Raw genomic sequence first — 19,474 nt, forward strand, 5'->3', positions numbered from 1 at the left:
CACGCCCCCGAGGCCGAGGAGGCGCGGGTCAGCGGTCGAGACCGCGGACCGGCTCCGTCTCGTCGCCGTCGTGCCCCGAGGCGGGCCCGTCAGCGGTCGACCCGAGCCTGCGCCACCACGGCGCGGGGCCGTCGCGTTCGTCGTCGTGCTCCTCGCGGTCGCGGTCGCGATCTCGGGCGCGCTCGCGCTCACGCTCACGCTCACGGGCGATGCGGTCACGGTCGTCGCGGTCGCGAGGGTCGGTGGGCGCCGCCTCGACGACGGCCGTCTCGCCCGTCTCGGCGTCGCTGCCCGACGCTGCCGACTGGCTCGCCCGGATGACCGGGACGTCGCCGACGTCGCCAGCGGTGTCGGTGTCGGTGTCGGTGTCGACCGCGCCGGCGGTGTCGGCCGAGTCGCCTCGGTCACGGTGGGGACGGAGCCGTCGCAGCCGTGCCGCGAGTCGCTCCCGCCGACCGGCCGAGCTCGTGCCGCCGAGTCCTTCTCCGCCGCTGCCCGCGTCGACGAGGGGGTCGGCTCCGAGGTCGGTCGTCTCGTCGTCGGGGCCCGGCCCCGTGACGATGCTGGCCCCGCCGGTGCGCCTGCCGCCGTCGTGCTCGGCTGTCAGGGCGGACGAGGTGACGGCGCCGGTCGACGACCGAGACCACGAGGACGTTCCCGACAGCACCGGCTGCGGGCCCGTCTCGACGTCGTCGGCCGGACGCGCGCCTCCTGCAGGGGCTGCGGTCGTGTCGTCGTCGTGGCCGATGAAGCTCCGCAGCGAGACGACCATGGCGAGCACGGAGGGCACGGCGACCTCAAGTGCCGCGAAGGCGCCCACCAGCAGCGGGTCGGGCCCCACGTGCGCGAGTCGACCGGGCCCTGCGGCTCCGGACGCCGACCAGGCGAGCAGCCCGAGGAGCGCGCCGGCGACGACGCCGCCCACGACCCCGACGAGGACGCGGCGCAGCACGTCGGCCGACCCGGCCTCGCCGAGCAGCCGCTCGATCCGCGGCCGGAGCAGCGTCGTCACGACGAAGGCAGCGACGACCGGCACGAGCAGCCCGACGAAGGCGAACGACGAGGAGGCGGTCGGCAGCGCCCCGAGGAAGGGCACGGCAGGCATCGGCCCGACCGAGGTGCCGAGCGGCGAGACGCCCGAGCCGGTGCCGAGGGCAAAGCCGGGGCCGACGAACCAGGAGGCAGCCCAGACGACGAGGTCGGGCAGCAGGGCGAGCTGGCCGAGCGTCAGCGCGATGCCGCCGAGCAGCCCGGCGTGCGCGCCTTCGTACAGGGTGATCAGCTCGCCGTAGTGCGTGAGCATCAGCACCCCGACGACGACGCCCGAGACGGCGAGCACGGCGGCCGCGCTGGCCGTGCCGATCCGCAGCCCCGCGGCGGCGACGACGCGGGCGGTCCGGGGCGCGCGGGCGACGAACGAGAAGATCGCGCCCGTGACGGGGTCGGCCGGCTCGCCGCGACGGCGCCGGGTGACCTCGGCCATCGCGACCACGGGGACGGCGTAGACGAGCGTCGGCAGGACGACGCCCTGCCACAGGACGGGTGAGGCGAGGGGGTGCTGGGCGGTGGCGGTGACCAGCAGGCTGAGCAGCGCGAAGACGCCGATGGTGCTGAGCACCCCGATCACCCGGTGCGCCGTCTCGGCGACGGCACGACCGGCACGGATGCCGAGCAGCACGGTCAGCACCGAGAAGCCGAGCGCCGCGATCGTCACGGCGAAGGGGGCCTCGGCACCCGGGACGCCGGAGGCGGCAGCGGTCGCGGCCCCGAGCTGCAGGTCGAGGTCGACGCCGTGCCCGACGAGCCAGATGTCGACGGCGGCACGCCAGAAGACGATCCAGTCGATCTGCAGGCCGTACTGGAAAGCCCACAGGAGGCTGAGCACGACGACGGGCAGCCCGACGCCGATGCCGACGACGAGCAGGGCCTCGAGCGCGGCGAAGACGGCGGTGACAGGGCGGTTCATCGGGCACGACTGTACCGCCGGGCCGCTGGGCGGCGGACGTGCCGTGCCGTGCGTCCGGCGTCCCGTGCGCCGGGCAGTGCCGCGGATGCACGAAGGCGGGCGTGTGCGTCGACCACGGTCCGTCGTGACGGACCGGGCCGGACGAACACGCCCGCCCAGGAGGCGCGGTGCCGGTCACGGCACCGCGCGACGACCTCAGAGGGCCGCGTACACCTCGCGCAGCAGGGCCGCGGTCTCGCTCGGCGTCTTGCCGACCTTGACCCCGGCGGCCTCGAGCGCCTCCTTCTTGGCCTGTGCCGTGCCCGCCGAGCCGGAGACGATGGCGCCGGCGTGGCCCATCGTCTTGCCCTCCGGCGCGGTGAAGCCGGCGACGTAGCCGACGACCGGCTTCGTCACGTGCGCCTTGATGTAGTCGGCCGCGCGCTCTTCGGCGTCGCCGCCGATCTCGCCGATCATGACGATCGCCTTGGTGTCGGGGTCGGCCTCGAACGCCTCGAGGGCGTCGATGTGCGTCGTGCCGATGACGGGGTCGCCACCGATGCCGATGGCGGTCGAGAAGCCGAGGTCGCGCAGCTCGAACATCATCTGGTAGGTCAGGGTGCCCGACTTCGAGACGAGCCCGATCGGGCCGGCTCCGGTGATGTTCGCCGGCGTGATGCCGACCAGCGACTCGCCCGGCGTGATGATGCCGGGGCAGTTCGGGCCGATGATGCGGGTGGCGCCGCCCTTCGACTTCGCCAGCGCCCAGAACTCCGCCGCGTCCTGTGCGGGGATGCCCTCGGTGATGACGACGACGAGAGGGATGCCTGCCTCGACGGCCTCGACGACGGCGTCCTTCGCGAACGCCGGCGGCACGAAGACGATCGAGACGTCGGCGCCGGTCTCGGTGATCGCCTCGGCGACCGTGCCGAAGACCGGGAGGGTGACGTCGCCGTGCGTGACGGTGGTGCCGGCCTTGCGGGCGTTGACGCCGCCGACGACCTGGGTGCCCGCCTTCAGCATCAGCGCCGTGTGCTTGGTGCCCTCGCCGCCGGTGATGCCCTGGACGATGACCTTGCTGTCCTTGTTGAGGAAGATCGACATGGTTCTGCTCTGTCCCTTTACTTCGAAGCCAGTTCGGCGGCCTTGTCGGCGGCCTCGTCCATGGTCGCGACGACGGTGACCAGCGGGTGCGCCGCCTCCGCCAGGATCCGTCGGCCCTCGTCGACGGCGTTGCCGTCGAGGCGGACGACGAGCGGCTTGGTGGCCGCATCGCCGAGGATCTCCAGCGCCGAGACGATGCCGTTCGCCACGGCGTCGCAGGCGGTGATGCCGCCGAAGACGTTGACGAAGACGCTCTTGACCTGCTCGTCGCCGAGGATGACGTCGAGGCCGGCGGCCATGACCTCGGCGCTCGCTCCGCCGCCGATGTCGAGGAAGTTGGCGGGCTTGACGCCGCCGTGTGCCTCGCCTGCGTAGGCGACGACGTCGAGGGTCGACATGACGAGCCCCGCGCCGTTGCCGATGATGCCGACCTCGCCGTCGAGCTTCACGTAGTTGAGGCCCGATGCCTTGGCCTTCGCCTCGAGCGGGTCAGCCGCGTCGGCGTCTTCGAGGTCGGCGTGGCCGGGGTGACGGAAGTCGGCGTTCTCGTCGATCGTGACCTTGCCGTCGAGGGCGACGATGTCGCCCTGCTCGGTCAGCACGAGCGGGTTGACCTCGACCAGCGTCGCATCCTCGCCGGCGTAGACCTCGTACAGCTTGACGAGCACGGGGGCGACCTTCGAGACGAGGTCGTCGGGGAACCCGCCGGCGCGCGCGATCTCTTCTGCCTTCGCGAGGTCGATGCCCGCGAGCGGGTCGACCTCGACGCGGGCGAGGGCCTCGGGCTTCTCGACGGCGAGCTGCTCGATCTCCATGCCGCCCTCGACGCTGCAGAGCGAGAGGTACGAGCGGTTCGCACGGTCGAGCAGCACCGAGAAGTAGAACTCCTGGGCGATCTGCGCACCGCCGGCGACCATGACGCGCTTGACGACGTGGCCCTTGATGTCGAGCCCGAGGATCGCCTCGGCCGCGGCCTCCGCGTCGTCAGGGGTCTTCGCCACCTTGACGCCGCCGGCCTTGCCTCGTCCACCGACCTTGACCTGGGCCTTGACGACGGTCACGCCGCCCATCTGCTCGGCTGCGGCTCGCGCCTCCTGCGGGGTGTCGGCGACGACTCCCGGCAGGACGGGCACGCCGTAGGACTCGAACAAGTCCCTGGCCTGGTACTCGAAAAGATCCACGCTGTTCTTCCAATCCGCATCGCTGCGCCAGTGCTCTGGAGGGGCTGCCGACCGAGTCGGCACCGGCCTCGTCGCCCACCTCGCGTCTGTCTCGACGTCGGGACGAACAGGCCTCGGCCAGCCTAGCGCCTGGCCTCCGGGCCCCTCCCGGGTGCGTGCCCAAGGAGGCGCGGAGGGGTAGGGTCCCGGCCCCGGGGTACGGCAGGGGAGGAGTCACTGCCGATCGCCTGTGGACGACGCGCGTGTCGGTGGCCCCCGGCATCGTATGGATCGTCTCGGCGCATCTCGGTGCCGGGACGCACCACGAGGACTCCGCATGACCAGCACCCGCACCGCCCGCAGCGCCCGCACCAGCACCCGCACCGCCGCCCGCAGCACCCGCACCGCCCGCAGCACCGACCGCGACCGCATCGCCGACGTCGCCGCCCGCCTCTTCGAGTGGGACGACTTGAAGCCCGCCCAGCTCGAGGCGGTCGAGTCGCTGCTCGCGGGCCGCGACACCTTCGGCATCATGCCCACGGGCTTCGGCAAGAGCGCGATCTACCAGGTCGCGGGCGCGCTGCTCGACGGCCCGACCGTCGTCGTCTCGCCGCTGATCGCGCTGCAGGCCGACCAGGTCGCGGGGCTCGTCGGGCACCCCGACGCCCCGCCCGCCGTCGACGTCAACTCCGGCCACACCGACGACGAGAACGACGAGAGCTGGAGGCGCGTCGACGCCGGCGAGGTCACCTACGTGTTCCTGGCCCCCGAGCAGCTGGCCCGCGACGAGACGGTCGAGCGGCTGGCGCGCGCGGGCGTGTCCCTGCTGGTCGTCGACGAGGCGCACTGTGTGTCGTCGTGGGGCCACGACTTCCGGCCCGACTACCTGCACCTGGGCGAGATCGTCGAGCGGCTGGGCCGCCCGCCGGTGCTCGCGCTGACGGCGACCGGCTCCGGACCGGTGCGCGACGAGGTTATCGAGCGGCTGCGGCTGCGCGACCCGCTCGTGATCAGCCGCGGCTTCGACCGCCCGAACCTGTCGCTCGCCGTGCACCGCCACGAAGACGAGGCCGAGAAGCGCCGCGCGATCGTCGAGCAGGTCGCCGAGCTCACGACGCCGGGCATCGTCTACGTCGCCACCCGCAAGGAGAGCGAGCGCTACGCCGACGAGATCGGCGAGCGCTGCCCCGACCGCACCGTCGAGGCGTACCACGCGGGCCTCCGCTCGGCTGAGCGGGGTGCCCTGCACGAGCGCTTCCACGCCGGCGAGATCGACGTCATCGTCGCGACGAGCGCCTTCGGCATGGGCATCGACAAGCCCGACGTCCGGTTCGTCGTGCACGCCGACGTGCCCGAGTCGCTGGACGCCTACTACCAAGAGATCGGTCGGGCCGGGCGTGACGGCGAGCCGGCCGACGCGACCCTGCACTACCGGGCTGAGGACCTGTCGCTGCGGTCGTTCTTCGCGGCGGGGCTGCCGTCACGAGCCGAGCTGCGGCGGGTGCACGAGGCGATCCGCGCCTCCTCGGGTCCGGCGAAGCGCAAGGTGGTCACCGAGGCGACCGGGCTGAAGCCGCGGCAGGTCTCGCGACTCGTCGACCTGCTGCTCGAGGCGGGCGTGGTCGCCGAGACCAAGACGGGCTACGAGATCACGACCGACCTCGCGTCGAAGGAGGCGGCGGAGCAGGCGCGCCAGGTCGCCGAGGGACGCGAGCGGGTCGAGAAGTCGCGCATCGAGATGATGCGCACGTACGCCGAGTCGCACGGCTGCCGGCGGCGGTTCCTGCTCGGCTACTTCGGCGAGGAGGCGCCGGAGCGTTGCGGCAACTGCGACGACTGCCGCACCGCTGCGGCCGAGCCCGACCGCCCGGCAGACACCGAGGAGGCACGGGTCGACCACCCGGAGCACGCTCCCCTCTTCGACCCCGACACCCGCGTCGCCCACCCGGCCTGGGGCGAGGGCACGGTGATGAGCACCGAGGGCGACCGCATGACGGTGTTCTTCGAGGGCGAGGGGTACAAGGTCCTGGCTCTGGAGGCGGTCGAGGAGCACAACCTGCTCACGGCCGTCTGAGCACGATCCCGGCGCTCGTTCCCTGTGAAGCTCCGCAGGGGCCGGGGCACGGGGCGGGAGTAGACGGGAACCACCTGACACACACGAGAGACACGGAGAACGAGATGTCGAAAGACAAGAACGTCGCCACCCAGCAGCTGATCGGCGAGATCCTGACCGCCCGCGAGATCGACCGACTCGGCGCGGGCTTCCACGCCGCCGTCGTCGACCACGACCCGGCGCCGGGCGCACCTGCGGGCGTCGAGGGCATCAAGGCGTTCTGGAGCGACTTCTTCACCGCTTTCCCCGACGCGGACCTGGGCGTCGAGACCCTCGTCGCCGACGACGAGAACGTGACCGCCGTCTTCACCATCAAGGGCACCCACACCGGGCCGTTCCAGGGCCACCAGGCCACGGGCAAGAGCTTCACGGTGCGCGGCATCCAGGTCGGTCGCTTCGACGACGACGGCCTGCTCGTCGAGCGCTGGGGCGCCACCGACGAGGCCGGCCTGATGCAGCAGCTCGGCCTGGCCTGAGCCTCTACCCCACCCGCACCACCGCACCACCGCACCACCGATCGGAAGGACGCACCATGAGCGACACCCAGACCCCCGCATCCTCGGGCGACGAGCCCTACGACGACGAGACCCAGTTCGAGGAGAGCCAGCAGATCGTCACGAACGACGCGGTCGCCGGCGAGACCGTGCTGCCGGGTCTCGGCGACGGCAACGACGGCCCCACGGGCGGCTCGCCGCGCGAGGCCGAGCCGAGCCTGGCCGAGAACGACCTCGACGACGAAGACGTCGACCTCGACGAGACCGAGTAACGCGCCACCTCGCGATGACGATGCCCGCCCACCGCACCGCGGCCGGCGGGCGTCGTCGTATCCGATGTGAGCCGGGGTGATGCGCTGACGTGCTCGGCCACTCCATCCATCGACACCCCAAATCGGCAGGTCGAAGCTCGCAGATCAGCGGCCGTGACCGAGCTCACGAAGGCGACGGTCTGCCACCGTCACTCGTCGGTGGCAGGCTGCGGCCACCCGTGGGCTGTGGGTGGCGATGATGAAGCTGGTTCCGCTCTCCTGCAGAGAAGCGAAGAGATCGAGGATCTCGCCTTCGGTGTCCTCGTCTAAGGCGCCGGTGGGCTCGTCAGCGAGGATCAGGGCCGGACGTCTGACGATCGCCCGTGCGATCGCGACACGCTGGGCCTCCCCACCAGAGAGCTTGGTGACCTTGTTCTTGCCCATGCCCGCCAGCCCGACCATCGCGAGGGCCTCTCTCGTCTGGCGTTCCGGCTGTTCCAGTCCGCGGGCGCCGAAGAGGACATTCCGCTCGACGGTGAAGTCGTCGAGGAGGTCGTAGGACTGCGCGACCAGACCGATATGCCTTCGTCGGTGGTCGGCCATCGGATCGAGGCCCTTCGGCAGAGCAGCGCCGCGGAAGACGTATTGTCCGTCGTATCGACCGTCCAGGCCCGCGATGATCCGGAGCAGCGTCGTCTTGCCGCTCCCGCTCCGCCCGAGCAGGGCCACCGAACGCTCGTCAGCCCCCATGGCAAAATCGAGGCCGTCGAACAGCTGTCGCACGGAGCCGTTGGGCTCGCGCACGGTCTTCGTGAGGTACTGCAGCGCGAGGAGTTCGGTCACGGTTCGCTCCTTGGACGGTGGCGGATGGTGTGGGTGAACTGCGTGCGGCGGCGCAGGAGATCGACGGCCCCCAGCAGGGCGATGAGCGTCAGGCAGAGTGTCCGCGTGGACGAGTCCTCGTGGGGAAGCAGGTGCGTGGCTGCGAGGAACACCGCAGCGAGGCCGGCGTACTCGACGGCAACGATGGTCAGCGCTGCTCGTTCGAGGTCGCTGCGGCTCTGGCCGAGCTCCCAAGCGATGCGGATTCGTCGTTCTCTGCGTCGGGTCGCGCTGCTCGTCAGGATGCCACTCATCACGAGAGCTGCCGCCGCAATGAGGCACTCGACGGTCAGCACCAAGGCGAAGTTGTCGTGGACGAGCGCGCGGACCGACGCGAACTGCGTCAGGTAGCTCGGCACGCTCAACAACGCGTACTGATCGAAGCCTGATGACGTCGCTGCGCCCTGCAGTGCCCTGAACACCGCGCTGTCGGGCTGGCCTCGTTCGACGGCGATGTTGGCGTGCAGCATCGCGAAGGCGAGGATGCCGTAGAACTCCGGATCGGACTCGGCCGCCCCGGTGATGCTCTTCGGGTAGGGAACGACGAGGTGGTCGTCGAGGAAGTAGTTGATGTCGCCTTGGTAGAACATCGAGGCGCTGGGCGAGAGAAACCCCACGACCCGCATCTGGGTGGGCTTGAAGTAGTAGTCCGCGGCGAGGCGGTCGCCGACGGCGTAAACACCTTCGTAGTCGGCCCCGAGGAGCACCGGGATCGTGTCGCTCTCGTAGTCCACGGCGGTCCAGTCCAGCTCGGTGTCGTCCTGACCTGCGAGGTTGTAGAAGTCAAAGGCGGCCTCGTTCAGCTGCACAGATTTGACGTTCACGACCTGCTTGCCCAGGACCGGATCTTCGTAGGGCCCCTGCACTGTCTCCTGGGTTCCATAGCCCTGCTCGAACGTCTCCCCACCCGCGAAGTCCGCGACCGGCATGCCCTGATCGAATGCAGAGAGCAGCCGAACGCCTGCCGGAGCGTCCTGCTGGAGAGAGTCGTAGAACGTGGTGACCTTCTCGATGTTCACCAGGGATTCCAGGTATTGCTCGAACAGAGCGGGGTCCGTCAAACCATCGGTCAGGCCGTACATGTCGACCCTCGCGGAGTCGTCGAAGCTCTGGCTGACCGCAGCCTGGGTCGACTGGGAGAAGGTCACCACGTTGTAGAGGCTCGTCGCGAGGAAGGCGAGCACAAGGATCTTCGCCACGAGCCGCACGTAGGTGCCACGCAGCAGTGCCCGCGCGTTCATCGGCGCCTCCCCCACAGGGATGCTGCGAGCGCACCCGCAGAGGCGACGATGCTCAGCGCGAGCGGGACTCCCGCTGCGGCCGCGAACTCCGGCGCCGAGCGCATCGCGCCCGCCGAGGCCAGCGCAACGCCCCAGACCGTGACGAACACTGTCCCGGCGCATGAGGCGAGAGGGAGAACGCTCGACATCAGCACGCGCGAGCCTCGAGAACCGAGCCGGTACTCGAGGGCTGTGACAGGCCTGCGGAAGCCCGCGATGAGCAGCCCGGAGGCGCCTGCACCGAAGATCGTGAGCCCCCACCCGCAGAGGATCACGATCGGTGAGACGTAGTCGATGTTGGTGCGCTGATCTGTTCCCCCGCCCACCGGTTCCGCTGCCCCCGCCCTCATGCCGGGCAGAGCCTGGGCGTCGCCCTCGACGTCGACGATGACAGGCCCGTCGACGACGAGGTCCCTGTCCTGCAGCAAGACATCCCGGGCGAGGCCGCTGTCAGCACGGACACCGAGTCGGCCGATCACCATGAACGCCTGCCCCTCGTAGTCGACCCACTGCCGCCCCTCGTCCGAACGCGTCTCCACCTGGTGGCCGACGAGCGCCACGCGCTCGTCTGTGGCGCGCATCTGCCGTCCTTCGTGGATCGGCAACGACTCAGGTCGGCCCAGCGTGCGGACCACCCGGAGGTGGCCGCTGCCGTCGAGGTCCTGGAACAGACGGCCGGTGAGAGGTGTCCCGTCGAACCCTGCTCGATCAAGAACATCGGCCGAGTCGAGCCTCTCCGCAGTGGCGCTGTAGAGGTTTCCTCCCTCCAACGAAACGGCAGTGCGGATGGTGGTGTAGACGCTGATTCCTGAGCCGAGGGCGCTGAACAGTGCCAGGAGCGCCATGCTCAGTACGAGCTTTCGACGGTTCATGACGTCTCCGAGCGGCTAGAAGTGAACGGGCGGGAGGGCAGATGCCATTCCGCCCTACGGTCCTACCGGCCGTAGTAGGACTTCGCTGAGCCCTTGCCGTGGGTGCGGTTCGCCACGAACCACGGAGACGTGGCCTGCGTGCCGCTCGTGCCCCATTGACGACCCGAACTGGTGAGCACCGTGCTGCCGCTCTCCATCCGAGCAGTCGTGTAGTGGCGCACGCCAACCCACGTCGTCCACCCTTTTGCGCGCTTGATCGTGGTCCCGTTGACGACCCTCTCCTCAGCTGCACCCCGGTGATTCACTGCCGCTGGCGCAGCCGACTTGCGGGCAGCCTCGGGACTGGACGAGGTCGAGAACGAACCCGTGTTCTCGTCCCAACCGCCCAACTCAGCCGCACTGGAAACACCAGCCGGAAGAGCAACGGCACTGATAGCGATTGCAGCAACGGCGATCGACATCCTCATTTTCTTCATTGCGATCCTCGATCTTGATTGTCGGAAGGAGCAAAGGTGACTCGTCGCATCTGACATGAGGTCGTGCGGCAATCGAGACCGAACGACCCGTCGTAGCCAGGCGAGAAGCCCGCTCTCGCGCACCACTCTCTCAGCATTGACATATCTCACACAAGCCCCTCGCGGCATCCAGGTCGGTCGCTTCGACGACGACGGCCTGCTCGTCGAGCGCTGGGGCGCCACCGACGAGGCCGGCCTGATGCAGCAGCTCGGCCTGGCCTGAGCCGCTCCCTCACCCGCAGCACCGCACCACCGATCGGAAGGACGCACCATGAGCGACACCCAGACCCCCGCAGCCTCGGGCGACGAGCCCTACGACGACGAGACCCAGTTCGAGGAGAGCCAGCAGATCGTCACGAACGACGCGGTCGCCGGCGAGACCGTGCTGCCGGGCCTCGGCGACGGCAACGAGGGCCCCACCGGCGGGTCGCCGCGTGAAGCCGAGCCGTCCCTGGCCGAGAACGACCTCGACGACGAAGACGTCGACCTCGACGAGACCGAGTAGCGCGCCACCTCGTCGAGGCGCCCGCTACCCGGCCTGAGGCATTGCCTGGCCGACGCGAAAGCGACGAACTTCCGTAGAACATCGCGGAGGTTCGTCGCTTTCGCGTCGGTACGGGCGGCCACGGCCGCTGCTGAGGATGCCGGGGTCTCCTTCCTCCCCTGGAGAGGTCTCGGACCAGGTCGTCCACAGATCGAGGAGGTGGGCGAGACTCCCCGGCCCGCGCCCCGTCATCGTCGTCGCATGACACCTCAGACCACCTCGACCAGACCCTCGCGGCAGCTGCTCCTGCCCCTCCTGCTCCTCCTCGTGGCGGTGCTCGTGGCACCGCTCGCCTTCGCCTCCCCGGCCAGCGCCGTGGCGTCGACCGGGCTCGGCACCGGCTACATCTGGCGAGGTGACGGCGTCTCGTACCTCGGCACGTACCTCCTCGCCGACGGGCGCAAGGCCTTCTGCCTCGAGGCAGGCAAGACGTCGCCGGTCGGCAACGAGTACGACACGGCCACGGGCGCGGACGTGTTCCCGATCTCGAGCGAGGACCACGCGCGTCTCGCCTACATCGCCCGCACCTGGGCGGGCACCGATGACCAGGACACCGCGGCCGCGGGCCAGCTGGCCGTGTGGAGCATCACGGGCCTGGCCGGCCAGACCGCCCGCTACTACGCGGGCCGCGCCAACGAGCGCTGGCCGATCGTCCTCGAGAAGATGCAGCAGATGCTCGACGAGTCCACCCGTGAGGCCTCCACCTCCGTCTCGGCCTCGCTGGCCGTCGACCTGCAGCCCGACGGCACCGGCACGCTCCGCACGGACGTCGTCGTCGACCGTGTCACCGGCGGCCCGACCGTCCTCGAGCCGACGTTCGCGGGGGCCGTCTCGTTGACCGGCGCCGTCTTCACCGACGGCACCGCCGCCTCCTCGGCACGGAACGGCGAGACGATGTCGTTCCGGGCGACGGGCGACCTCCCCGAGATGACCGTGGGAGTGGAGTCACGGTTCGACGATCTCCCCTACGGCCGCGTGATGACCGTCGGCAGCAGCGCCGCGGGTTCGCAGATGATCCTGTTCTCCGGCGGCGCGAGCGTCACGGCGACCGGCACCGCGAGCGCCAGCGCGTTGTCGCCTCTGCCCTTCCGTCCCCGTGTCTCCACCGTGACCAGCGACACCGTCGCGGAGCAGGGTGCGGTGCTCACCGATCAGCTCACGCTCGCCGTCGAGCCAGGTGACGGCCTCCTGTCGGAGTGGGGCCGCATCGTGGTCGACGGAGGCTGGGCGCCCATCCCGGTGACCGTCCGCAGCCGCCTCCTCGGCCCGTTCTCCGAGCGTCCGGTCGAGGCCGCTGACTGGCCCGCCGACGCCCCTGTGGTCTGCGACGTCGAGGTGCGCGTGGTGGAGGGGCCGGGCACCTACACGACGCCGGGCTGCGAGCTGCCCGGCGGCGGCTGGTACACGTGGGTCGAGTCGATCGACCCCGCCGACACGTCCGTCGAGGACGGCCGCGATCGGCTGCGCGGCTGGAAGTCGCCCTTCGGCACGGCCACCGAGACGACCGTCCTGCCCTGGTCCCCGCGCATCGACACCGCGATCGTCGGTGCCTCGGTCGTCGAGCCGGGCGCCTGCGTCAGCGACGCCCTCCTGGTCTCCGGGTGGAACACCGAGGTCGAGGAGGTGGTGGTCGACACGCTGCTGATCGGCCCGTTCGCCGAGCTGCCCGCCGAGGGCACGGAACTCGGCGACGTCGACGGCCTCGAGCGTGACGGTCTCGTCGCGGGACGCGTCTCCACCACCGTGAACGGTGACGGGCTGGTCGAGACGGCCTGCCTGCCAGTGGCGGAGGTGGGCGACTATGCCTTCGTCTACACCTCGGAAGGCACGCCCGCAGGCACCGAGGGGCACCAGGTCGTCCCTGCGTTCGCCGACACCCGGGTGCACGACACCGAGTCGTTCCGGGTCGAGGCGCCCGTCGACACGCCCGTCGAGACCGAGGCGCCAGCAGTGCCGGTCGCGCTGGCGTTCACCGGCACGGACCTCGGCGGCCTGGCCCTCGGGATCTCGCTCGCCGGCGGGTTGCTCATCGCAGGCGGGATCGCCGGGCACGTCGTCCGACGTCGACGCCACGCAGCCTCCGGGCGGTCTGCAGAGCTCGGCCCTGACGTGGCGGTCGACCTGCCGTGACGACGCCGGGGCAGGGCAGCGGCACGTCACGGTCACGGAGCCGGCACCTGAACGGGCTGGACGACGCCGTCGCCCACGTTGACCTGGGCGGTGCCGACCCTGGGGCGCACGGACAACGAGCTGCGCGGCACGACGACTCCGATCAGGTCGCCCTCGGCGGGCACCTGCGGGCTGAGCAGGGCCCCGCAGCGGCCCCGACGCAGGTCGACGTGCCAGCCGGTGAAGCCGAGGGCGAGCTCGGCCGCGGAGCCGCCGGCGACCAGGCCCTGTCCCCGCTCCGCACACGACGACACGAAGGTCGCCAGCCAGTTCGCGGCGGGACAGTCCCGGAGCTTCTCCGCGTCGTCGACGACCAGCACCCGGCGGCGCCCTCCGGCGTCGAACCACGGGGCGAGGTCGTCCTCGTGCACTGTCGCCGTCGTGACGAGCGCGAGGACTCCGGGGACGGCGGCGAGGTGCCTGAGCGGCGACGCACGCGGAGCGACGACGACCAGCTCGACGCCCTGGGCGAGGAGGGACCGGGCGATCGTCGTGAGGACGGTGCTGCGCCCGCTGCGGCCCGGTCCCGCCACGAGGAACGTCCCCGCCCCTGCTGCCAGGTCGGGGCCGACGACGCCCATGTCGTCGCCCCCGAGCCCCACCATCGCGAGCATGGCGTCGGGCCCGAGCTCCGGCGAGCGCCGCCCCCAGGCCTCGTCGAAGCCCACGGGGCCGTCGAGTCGCTCGAGCCGGAACGGCCGCCGGTCCCGTGCCACGTCCCGGTCCCGTTCGGTCGCGGCGGCCCCGCGGATCCGCAGCGAATCGCCCTGGGCGCTGGCGGCCGCGTCGACGGCGAGCAGCGCGACCTGGGTCTCGACGGCCGTGTCGGCGGTGAAGCCTCGTCCGTCGCCGACGCGATCGGGCAGGGCACGGGGCGAGAGGCCCGCGAGTCCGTAGTCGGACCGGTCGGAGAGACGGAGGACCAGCTTGTCCTGGACCAGCGTGCCCAGTCGGCCGGTGATGAGCTGTCGGTCCCCTGTCACGACGACGTGCACCCCGGCACCCGCTCCCTCCCGCAGCAGGAAGGTCACCTGCTCGACGGGCTCACCGTGGTCCAGCTCCCCGAACGACGCGGTGAAGCCCTCCCACCGGTCGATCATGACGACGAGGTGCGGCAGACGTGCGGCGTGGGGAGCGGCGCGACGTTGCTCCACGACGTCGCCGTGCCCCTGCCGGGCGAGGACGTCCTGCCGACGGAGGGTCTCCTGCACCAGCCGCGACAGCAGGCGCCTGGCACGGTCCACCTCGGTGCGCTGGACGACGGCGCCCGTGTGGGGCAGGGCCGTGAGCGGCAGCAGGGCACCGCTGCCGCAGTCGATGCCGTACAGGTGCACGTCGGAGCACGAGGTGAGGTCGGCGATCGAGGCGGCCAGGGCCCTGAGCGCCTGCGAGCGCCCCGACCGGGGCGAGCCGACGACGAAGAGGTGGCCGGTCGAGTCGAGGTCGAGGACCGCCGGCCGTCGGAGCTGACGGGCGGGGTGGTCCTCGAGCCCGAAGGGCAGCGGCGAGACTGCGGCCGAGTGTCCGCTCGACGGCGGCGTGCTGAGCTCGTCCAGCAGGACGATCGCGGGCAGCGCGTCGAGCCACGGGCGGTGCGGGAGCGGGCCGCCACGCAGCACGTGCGCCGCAGAGGCTGCCGCGACGAGCTGCACGAGGTCCGTGACCTCATGGGAGTCGGCGCGCGCCTCCTCGGGGGGCTGCTGCGGAGCCGACCCGGTCGTCGCCCACGACGGGCGACAGCTCCAGATCGGTCCGTCCGCCGCGACGGCGGCACCTGGGGCTCGACCGCCGACGCGCCCGGCCTGGAACGGCAGCAGGGCCCCCGCGCCCAGGCGCACGAAGGCTCGTCCCGGGGTCGACGCCGAGATGCCGGACGCGTCAGGCGCGTCGATGACGTCGGTGCTCTCGGCGGGGTCGGTCACCCGCAGCGCCACCCTCAGGGCCGTGTTGGCACGGATGTCCGCCGAGACCACGCCCGTCGGCCGTTGGGTGGCCAGGACGAGGTGGATGCCGAGCGACCGGCCGCGCTGGGCGACGTCGACGAGGCCCGTCACGAAGTCGGGGAGCTCGCGCACCATCGAGGCGAACTCGTCGATGACGATGAGCAGCCGGGGCAGGGCGGCGGCGACCTCACCGCGGGCCACCAGCTCCGCGTGGTCCTCCACGTCCTTGGCGCCCGCCTCCGAGAGCACGACCTCGCGGCGGTGCAGCTCCGCCCGCAGCGAGGTCAGTGCCCGCTCGACGAGGTGCCCGTCGAGGTCGGTCACCATGCCGACGGTGTGCGGGAGGGACGCGAAGTCGCGGAAGGCCGCCCCGCCCTTGTAGTCGATCAGCACGAAGGCCATCGCGTCGGGCGCGTTCGTCGCGGCGAGCGACGCGACGAGGCTCTGCAGCAGCTCGGACTTGCCCGATCCCGTGGTGCCCGCGACCAGGGCGTGCGGCCCGTCCGCGCGCAGGTCGACGCCGAAGGGCCCGTCGATGCTCTCGCCGAGCAGCACGCGGGTGCTGGGGCCGAGGCGACGCCAGCGCGCCAGGACGGACGGCCCGTCGGGCTCGTCCAGGTCGAGGACGTCGAGGAGGCGAGAGGTCGTGGGCAGACCGCCGGCCGCGCCTCCGTGCTCCACCTCGACGATCGGTGCGACGGCCCGTGCCGCCGCGTCGTGCCACCCCGCGGGCAGCTCGTCGGCGAGGACTTCCTGCACGCTGGCCGTGCGCTGCGCCGCGACCCGGTGGCGGTGCGCGCCGGCCGACACGACCGCCACGCACTCCTCGGGCAGGGACCGCTCGTCGACGTCGAGGCAGATCGACCACACGCGCACCGAGGGCCCGTCCGCGAGGACGGACACGAGCCCGGGCAGGGCACGCAGCCGTCGCGCGCCGTCGACGACGACGACGACGTCCGGCACGTCGGGTGCCGGGCCCCGCGAGTCCCGAGCCGCGCGCCGACGCGTCTCGATGAGGGTCGTCAGCTCGGCGAGGCGCCGCGCGACGCCCTCGGCGTCGTGCCCGACACGGGTCGAGCACGACGCCGACCCGGCCGGACGCGCGTGAGGGAGCCACCGGAGCCACGACCAGTGGTCTGCACCCGACGCCGACGTGAGCAGCACCACCTCGACGTCCCGGGGGCTCTGCAGCACGCCGATCTGGGCGACCAGCCAGGCTGCGAGCGGCCGTGCGTGGTCGTCCGGCCCCGCGATGCCCACGACGCCGCACCCGGGGAGGTCGAGGGTCACGGGGACGGCGTGCGCCTCACGAGCGACGGTCCGCAGGTGCTCCAGCTCACGCGGGTCCTCGATGGTGACGCCTGAGGGGTGGTCAGCCGTCCCGACGCGGAGGGTCAGGTGGTCGGGGTCCGACCGCCGCCGCTCCCACAGCCGGGCACGACGCCGGAGGGCGGCGTCGAGCAGCGTGGCGGCATCGGGGCAGCTGGCCCGCAGCTCGTGCTCGAGACGGTGCACGGCCTCGTCGGCGGCGGCCACGACGGAGGCCTTGGCGACCTCGTGCTCCGCGAGCCGACGACGGTGGGTGACTCGTCCGTTCTTGCGGTCCGACACGTAGTTGGCGATCAGCACGACAGGCGACATCAGCCCGAACGCGAGATACGTGAGATGGCCGAACACGCCGACCATGACGCCCGCCATCGCCAGGGGGGCGAGCGCAGCCACGATCGGCAGCGGGCGACGACTCGGCGCCTGGGGCTCGGCCGGGAGACGGAACGCCCTCGCCGGCGACTCCGGCAGGAGTCGCGGCGGCCGTGCGAACTCGAGGTGCACGCCGTCCGGCGAGAGATGGAGCGCGGCGCCGGGGAGGCGTCCGGTGACCACGGCGAGGAGCACCTCCCCGACGCGGACGACGGAGGACTCGTCGAGGACCACCGGCTCGACGAGCGGGCGGCGGTCGACGGCGACGACGGGGCGCCCGCCGGGTCGGTCGCGGTCGGACGCGGTGGCCGGCTCAATGGTGAAGGTGCCTGCCCCGTCGAGGCGCAGGACCGCCGCGAACGGGGGCACGTCGGCCAGGCGGATCGTGGCCCGAGGCGAGGAACCGATGACGGACGCACCCGCGTCGACGACGAAGAGGGTCCCCGCACCCCGACCTCCGACGATGCGGACGCTGGCGGTGTCGTCGGGCAGCGGCGATGCCGAAGGAGGTGCGCCCACGGTCAGCAGGCTCCCCTCCTGCACCTGCCCCTCCGCCACCCGTGCGGAGGGGGGCACCAGGCGGCCGTCGACGGTCACCCGCGGCAGCTCCGCCCCCGACCGGGTCAGGTTCGGAGCTGGGCGCAGACGCGGGAGCGCCGACTCGACAAGCTCACGGACGGTCGTCTCAGGGCCGACCTCCCAGGCAACGTCGGAGCTCCGGCCGGTCATCGCGTCGTGGATGGTCGCCGTGAGCCTCACTCGGCGAGGACGACGCTGATGCCGTCGATGAACTCGTCGACGACCGGCAGCAACACGGGCACGTTCTCCGGCGATCCCAGTTCACACGCGATCCTGAGGTCGAACGGTCCCGAGCGGAAGGCTGTGACGACGGTCGCCGAGAGCTCTCCCGCCACGTCAGCGTGGAGGATGCCCCGGACTCCGGCGCCGAGCCCCGCGGCGGTGACGTCCTGCAGGGCGGGCGGCTCGAGGACGTCGAGATCGGTGTCCAGGACGAGTCGCCGCAGCACGTTCTCCCGCCCGTCGCGGCTGTAGCCGTACTGGACGCGGAGCAACGGGATCTCGCTCGTGACGGACGGCAGGTGGAGGTACTTCAGCTCGTCCTCGTCCTGCCAGTCGGCGAGGTGCTCGAGCGCGCGGGTGAGCCAGCGCTTGCTCGCCCTCGTCGTGCCGAGCGACCTCGTGCAGACGTCGCGCACGGTCGCGGCGACCCACGTGCGTGCGCCGTCGTGGCCGGCGTGGGGCCACGACGGCGGCAGGCTGATCCACCTCGTCGCGTCGTAGCCGACGAGGATCTCCCTCGGAGCGGCGTCGCCCGTGGGGGCAGGTGGTGCCTCGGTCATGTTCTGGGCCTCCGGTTCGGCGGGGAGTGGCGTGTCCTGCTGGAGCGGTGGGCAGGTGGGCCGGTGGGCCGGGGTGACGGCCGGTTGGTGGTCGTCACGCGGTGGGCCGATCGGTGATGAGCCGGCCCGCCTCGTCACGCCACCGCACGGTCGTGAGGACCGCCTCGAAGAGCTCCACGAACGCGTCGGCGACCTCGCGCCGGGCCGGGGTGTCGCCCCCCGTGTCGGCGACGACGGTCAGGACGATCGAGACGAGCAGGTGATCGTGGCCGACCACCCGGGCGAGGACGGCTCTCCGCCGGAGCGCGTGCTCGGGCCCGGGCCCGGCCGGCGCCGGCCTGTCGAGCTCCCAGGTGACGGCAGGATCGCCGCCTACGTCGACCCCTGTGGCTCCCGCGGCGATCCGAGCCAGCAGCAGCCGGTCGAGGTCGCTGTGCGGGCCGGGGACGGTCGGCACCGCGGCGAAGACGATGCTGCAGGCCACGCCCACGTCGGGCACGGCACCGCAGGTGACGAACGAGTCGAGCACGGCGTGGTGCTCGTCGGCTTCGCCGACACGGCGGAGGGCGTCGACGAACCGCGTCTCGAACCCGTGACCCGCATCGACGTCGACGTCGCCGAGCTGGTCCTGCACGAACGCGAGCGCTGCCGCCGGGCTCGCACCTCCCGGGATCCGCACGAACCCCGGCGGCACCACCACCGAGTAGGAGGCGCCCACCGCGCCGGAGGACCGGCTCACGTACCGCGCCCCGCTCACGGTGCTTCTCCTCGATTTGTCGCCGGCCCCGGAACGGCCGGTCTGCCACGTCGGCTCCGCCTGCCTCCCACTGACGCTCTGACCAAGCGAGTCAGACCCACTACGGCGACGGCGACAGCAGCGACCAACTCGATCAGCCCTGGCACGAAGGAATCGCGAGGCCATTCAGGCGTCCCCCAGAAGCTGAGGGAGAAGACGACGGACCAACAACCGGACAATCCGAGGTAGAGGGCAACAAAGCCCGACCTCAAGGCGTCGCTGAGACCCTGAGGCCGCCAGATGACGAGAGCAGCCAATGCAAGGAGCAGGGGCAGACTGATCCAGAACGTCACAGACGGCACGATGAACGGTGGCCAGCCCGGCGACGTCGACATCACGTCACCCTC

At 71.7% G+C, this 19,474-nt stretch carries 16 protein-coding genes; 6 read left to right on the forward strand and 10 right to left on the reverse strand.

The features are described 5' to 3' along the window. Positions 1-28 precede the first annotated feature (28 nt). The 3 genes from JOE35_RS15735 to sucC all read right to left on the reverse strand — a co-directional run bounded on the left by JOE35_RS15735 (position 29) and on the right by sucC (position 4,230). A complete protein-coding gene (locus JOE35_RS15735; RefSeq protein ID WP_245186128.1) occupies positions 29-1,966 on the reverse strand; it encodes a DUF6350 family protein in 1,938 nt (645 codons plus the stop codon). 195 nt (positions 1,967-2,161) lie between these two features. Then, entirely contained in the window at positions 2,162-3,049 is an 888-nt protein-coding gene (gene sucD / locus JOE35_RS14505) for a succinate--CoA ligase subunit alpha (RefSeq protein ID WP_123547757.1), read from the reverse strand. A gap of 17 nt (positions 3,050-3,066) precedes the next feature. Continuing rightward, positions 3,067-4,230, reverse strand: a complete 1,164-nt coding sequence (gene sucC / locus JOE35_RS14510; protein WP_209561647.1) for an ADP-forming succinate--CoA ligase subunit beta — start codon at positions 4,228-4,230, stop codon at positions 3,067-3,069. A gap of 316 nt (positions 4,231-4,546) precedes the next feature. On the opposite strand from sucC, the gene JOE35_RS14515 reads away from it, so the two are divergent. From JOE35_RS14515 to JOE35_RS14525, 3 genes are all read left to right on the forward strand, one after another. Then, the gene (locus tag JOE35_RS14515) at positions 4,547-6,283 is read left to right on the forward strand and encodes a RecQ family ATP-dependent DNA helicase (protein ID WP_209561648.1); all 1,737 of its coding nucleotides are present in this window, start codon (positions 4,547-4,549) and stop codon (positions 6,281-6,283) included. A 104-nt stretch (positions 6,284-6,387) separates the two neighbouring features. After that, positions 6,388-6,798, forward strand: a complete 411-nt coding sequence (locus JOE35_RS14520) for an ester cyclase (protein WP_209561649.1) — start codon at positions 6,388-6,390, stop codon at positions 6,796-6,798. A 56-nt stretch (positions 6,799-6,854) separates the two neighbouring features. Then, the gene (locus JOE35_RS14525; protein ID WP_209561650.1) at positions 6,855-7,088 is read left to right on the forward strand and encodes a hypothetical protein; all 234 of its coding nucleotides are present in this window, start codon (positions 6,855-6,857) and stop codon (positions 7,086-7,088) included. A gap of 144 nt (positions 7,089-7,232) precedes the next feature. Here the strand turns inward: JOE35_RS14525 and JOE35_RS14530 are convergent, their stop codons facing one another. From JOE35_RS14530 to JOE35_RS14545, 4 genes are all read right to left on the reverse strand, one after another. Then, positions 7,233-7,910, reverse strand: a complete 678-nt coding sequence (locus tag JOE35_RS14530; RefSeq protein WP_209561651.1) for an ABC transporter ATP-binding protein — start codon at positions 7,908-7,910, stop codon at positions 7,233-7,235. Further along, positions 7,907-9,190, reverse strand: coding sequence for a hypothetical protein (locus JOE35_RS14535; RefSeq protein ID WP_209561652.1), 1,284 nt, complete (start codon positions 9,188-9,190; stop codon positions 7,907-7,909). Before JOE35_RS14535 ends, JOE35_RS14530 begins: the two co-directional genes overlap by 4 nt. After that, complete coding sequence (locus JOE35_RS14540) at positions 9,187-10,101, reverse strand: hypothetical protein (RefSeq protein ID WP_209561653.1); 915 nt, start codon at positions 10,099-10,101, stop codon at positions 9,187-9,189. Before JOE35_RS14540 ends, JOE35_RS14535 begins: the two co-directional genes overlap by 4 nt. A gap of 62 nt (positions 10,102-10,163) precedes the next feature. After that, entirely contained in the window at positions 10,164-10,577 is a 414-nt protein-coding gene (locus JOE35_RS14545; RefSeq protein WP_209561654.1) for a hypothetical protein, read from the reverse strand. 136 nt (positions 10,578-10,713) lie between these two features. Between JOE35_RS14545 and JOE35_RS15925 the strand changes: the two genes are divergently transcribed. From JOE35_RS15925 to JOE35_RS14555, 3 genes are all read left to right on the forward strand, one after another. Continuing rightward, positions 10,714-10,839, forward strand: coding sequence for a hypothetical protein (locus JOE35_RS15925; protein WP_280870097.1), 126 nt, complete (start codon positions 10,714-10,716; stop codon positions 10,837-10,839). Positions 10,840-10,887: 48 nt separating this feature from the next. Next, the gene (locus JOE35_RS14550) at positions 10,888-11,121 is read left to right on the forward strand and encodes a hypothetical protein (protein ID WP_209561655.1); all 234 of its coding nucleotides are present in this window, start codon (positions 10,888-10,890) and stop codon (positions 11,119-11,121) included. A 240-nt stretch (positions 11,122-11,361) separates the two neighbouring features. Then, positions 11,362-13,290: a thioester domain-containing protein gene (locus tag JOE35_RS14555; RefSeq protein ID WP_209561656.1), complete on the forward strand. Its 1,929-nt coding sequence runs from the start codon at positions 11,362-11,364 to the stop codon at positions 13,288-13,290. Between the two features lie 32 nt (positions 13,291-13,322). Here JOE35_RS14555 and JOE35_RS14560 read toward each other — a convergent pair whose 3' ends face one another. From JOE35_RS14560 to JOE35_RS14570, 3 genes are all read right to left on the reverse strand, one after another. Further along, positions 13,323-17,567 (reverse strand): FtsK/SpoIIIE domain-containing protein, encoded by a 4,245-nt coding sequence (locus JOE35_RS14560; RefSeq protein ID WP_209561657.1) that lies wholly within the window; start codon positions 17,565-17,567, stop codon positions 13,323-13,325. A 158-nt stretch (positions 17,568-17,725) separates the two neighbouring features. After that, positions 17,726-18,331 carry a hypothetical protein gene (locus tag JOE35_RS14565; RefSeq protein ID WP_209561658.1) on the reverse strand — a complete coding sequence of 202 codons (606 nt, stop codon included), beginning with the start codon at positions 18,329-18,331 and terminating at the stop codon, positions 17,726-17,728. Positions 18,332-18,425: 94 nt separating this feature from the next. Next, positions 18,426-19,088 (reverse strand): hypothetical protein, encoded by a 663-nt coding sequence (locus tag JOE35_RS14570; protein WP_209561659.1) that lies wholly within the window; start codon positions 19,086-19,088, stop codon positions 18,426-18,428. Positions 19,089-19,474 lie beyond the last annotated feature (386 nt).

It is taken from the genome of Frigoribacterium sp. PvP032 (assembly GCF_017833035.1).
Taxonomy (GTDB): domain Bacteria; phylum Actinomycetota; class Actinomycetes; order Actinomycetales; family Microbacteriaceae; genus Frigoribacterium.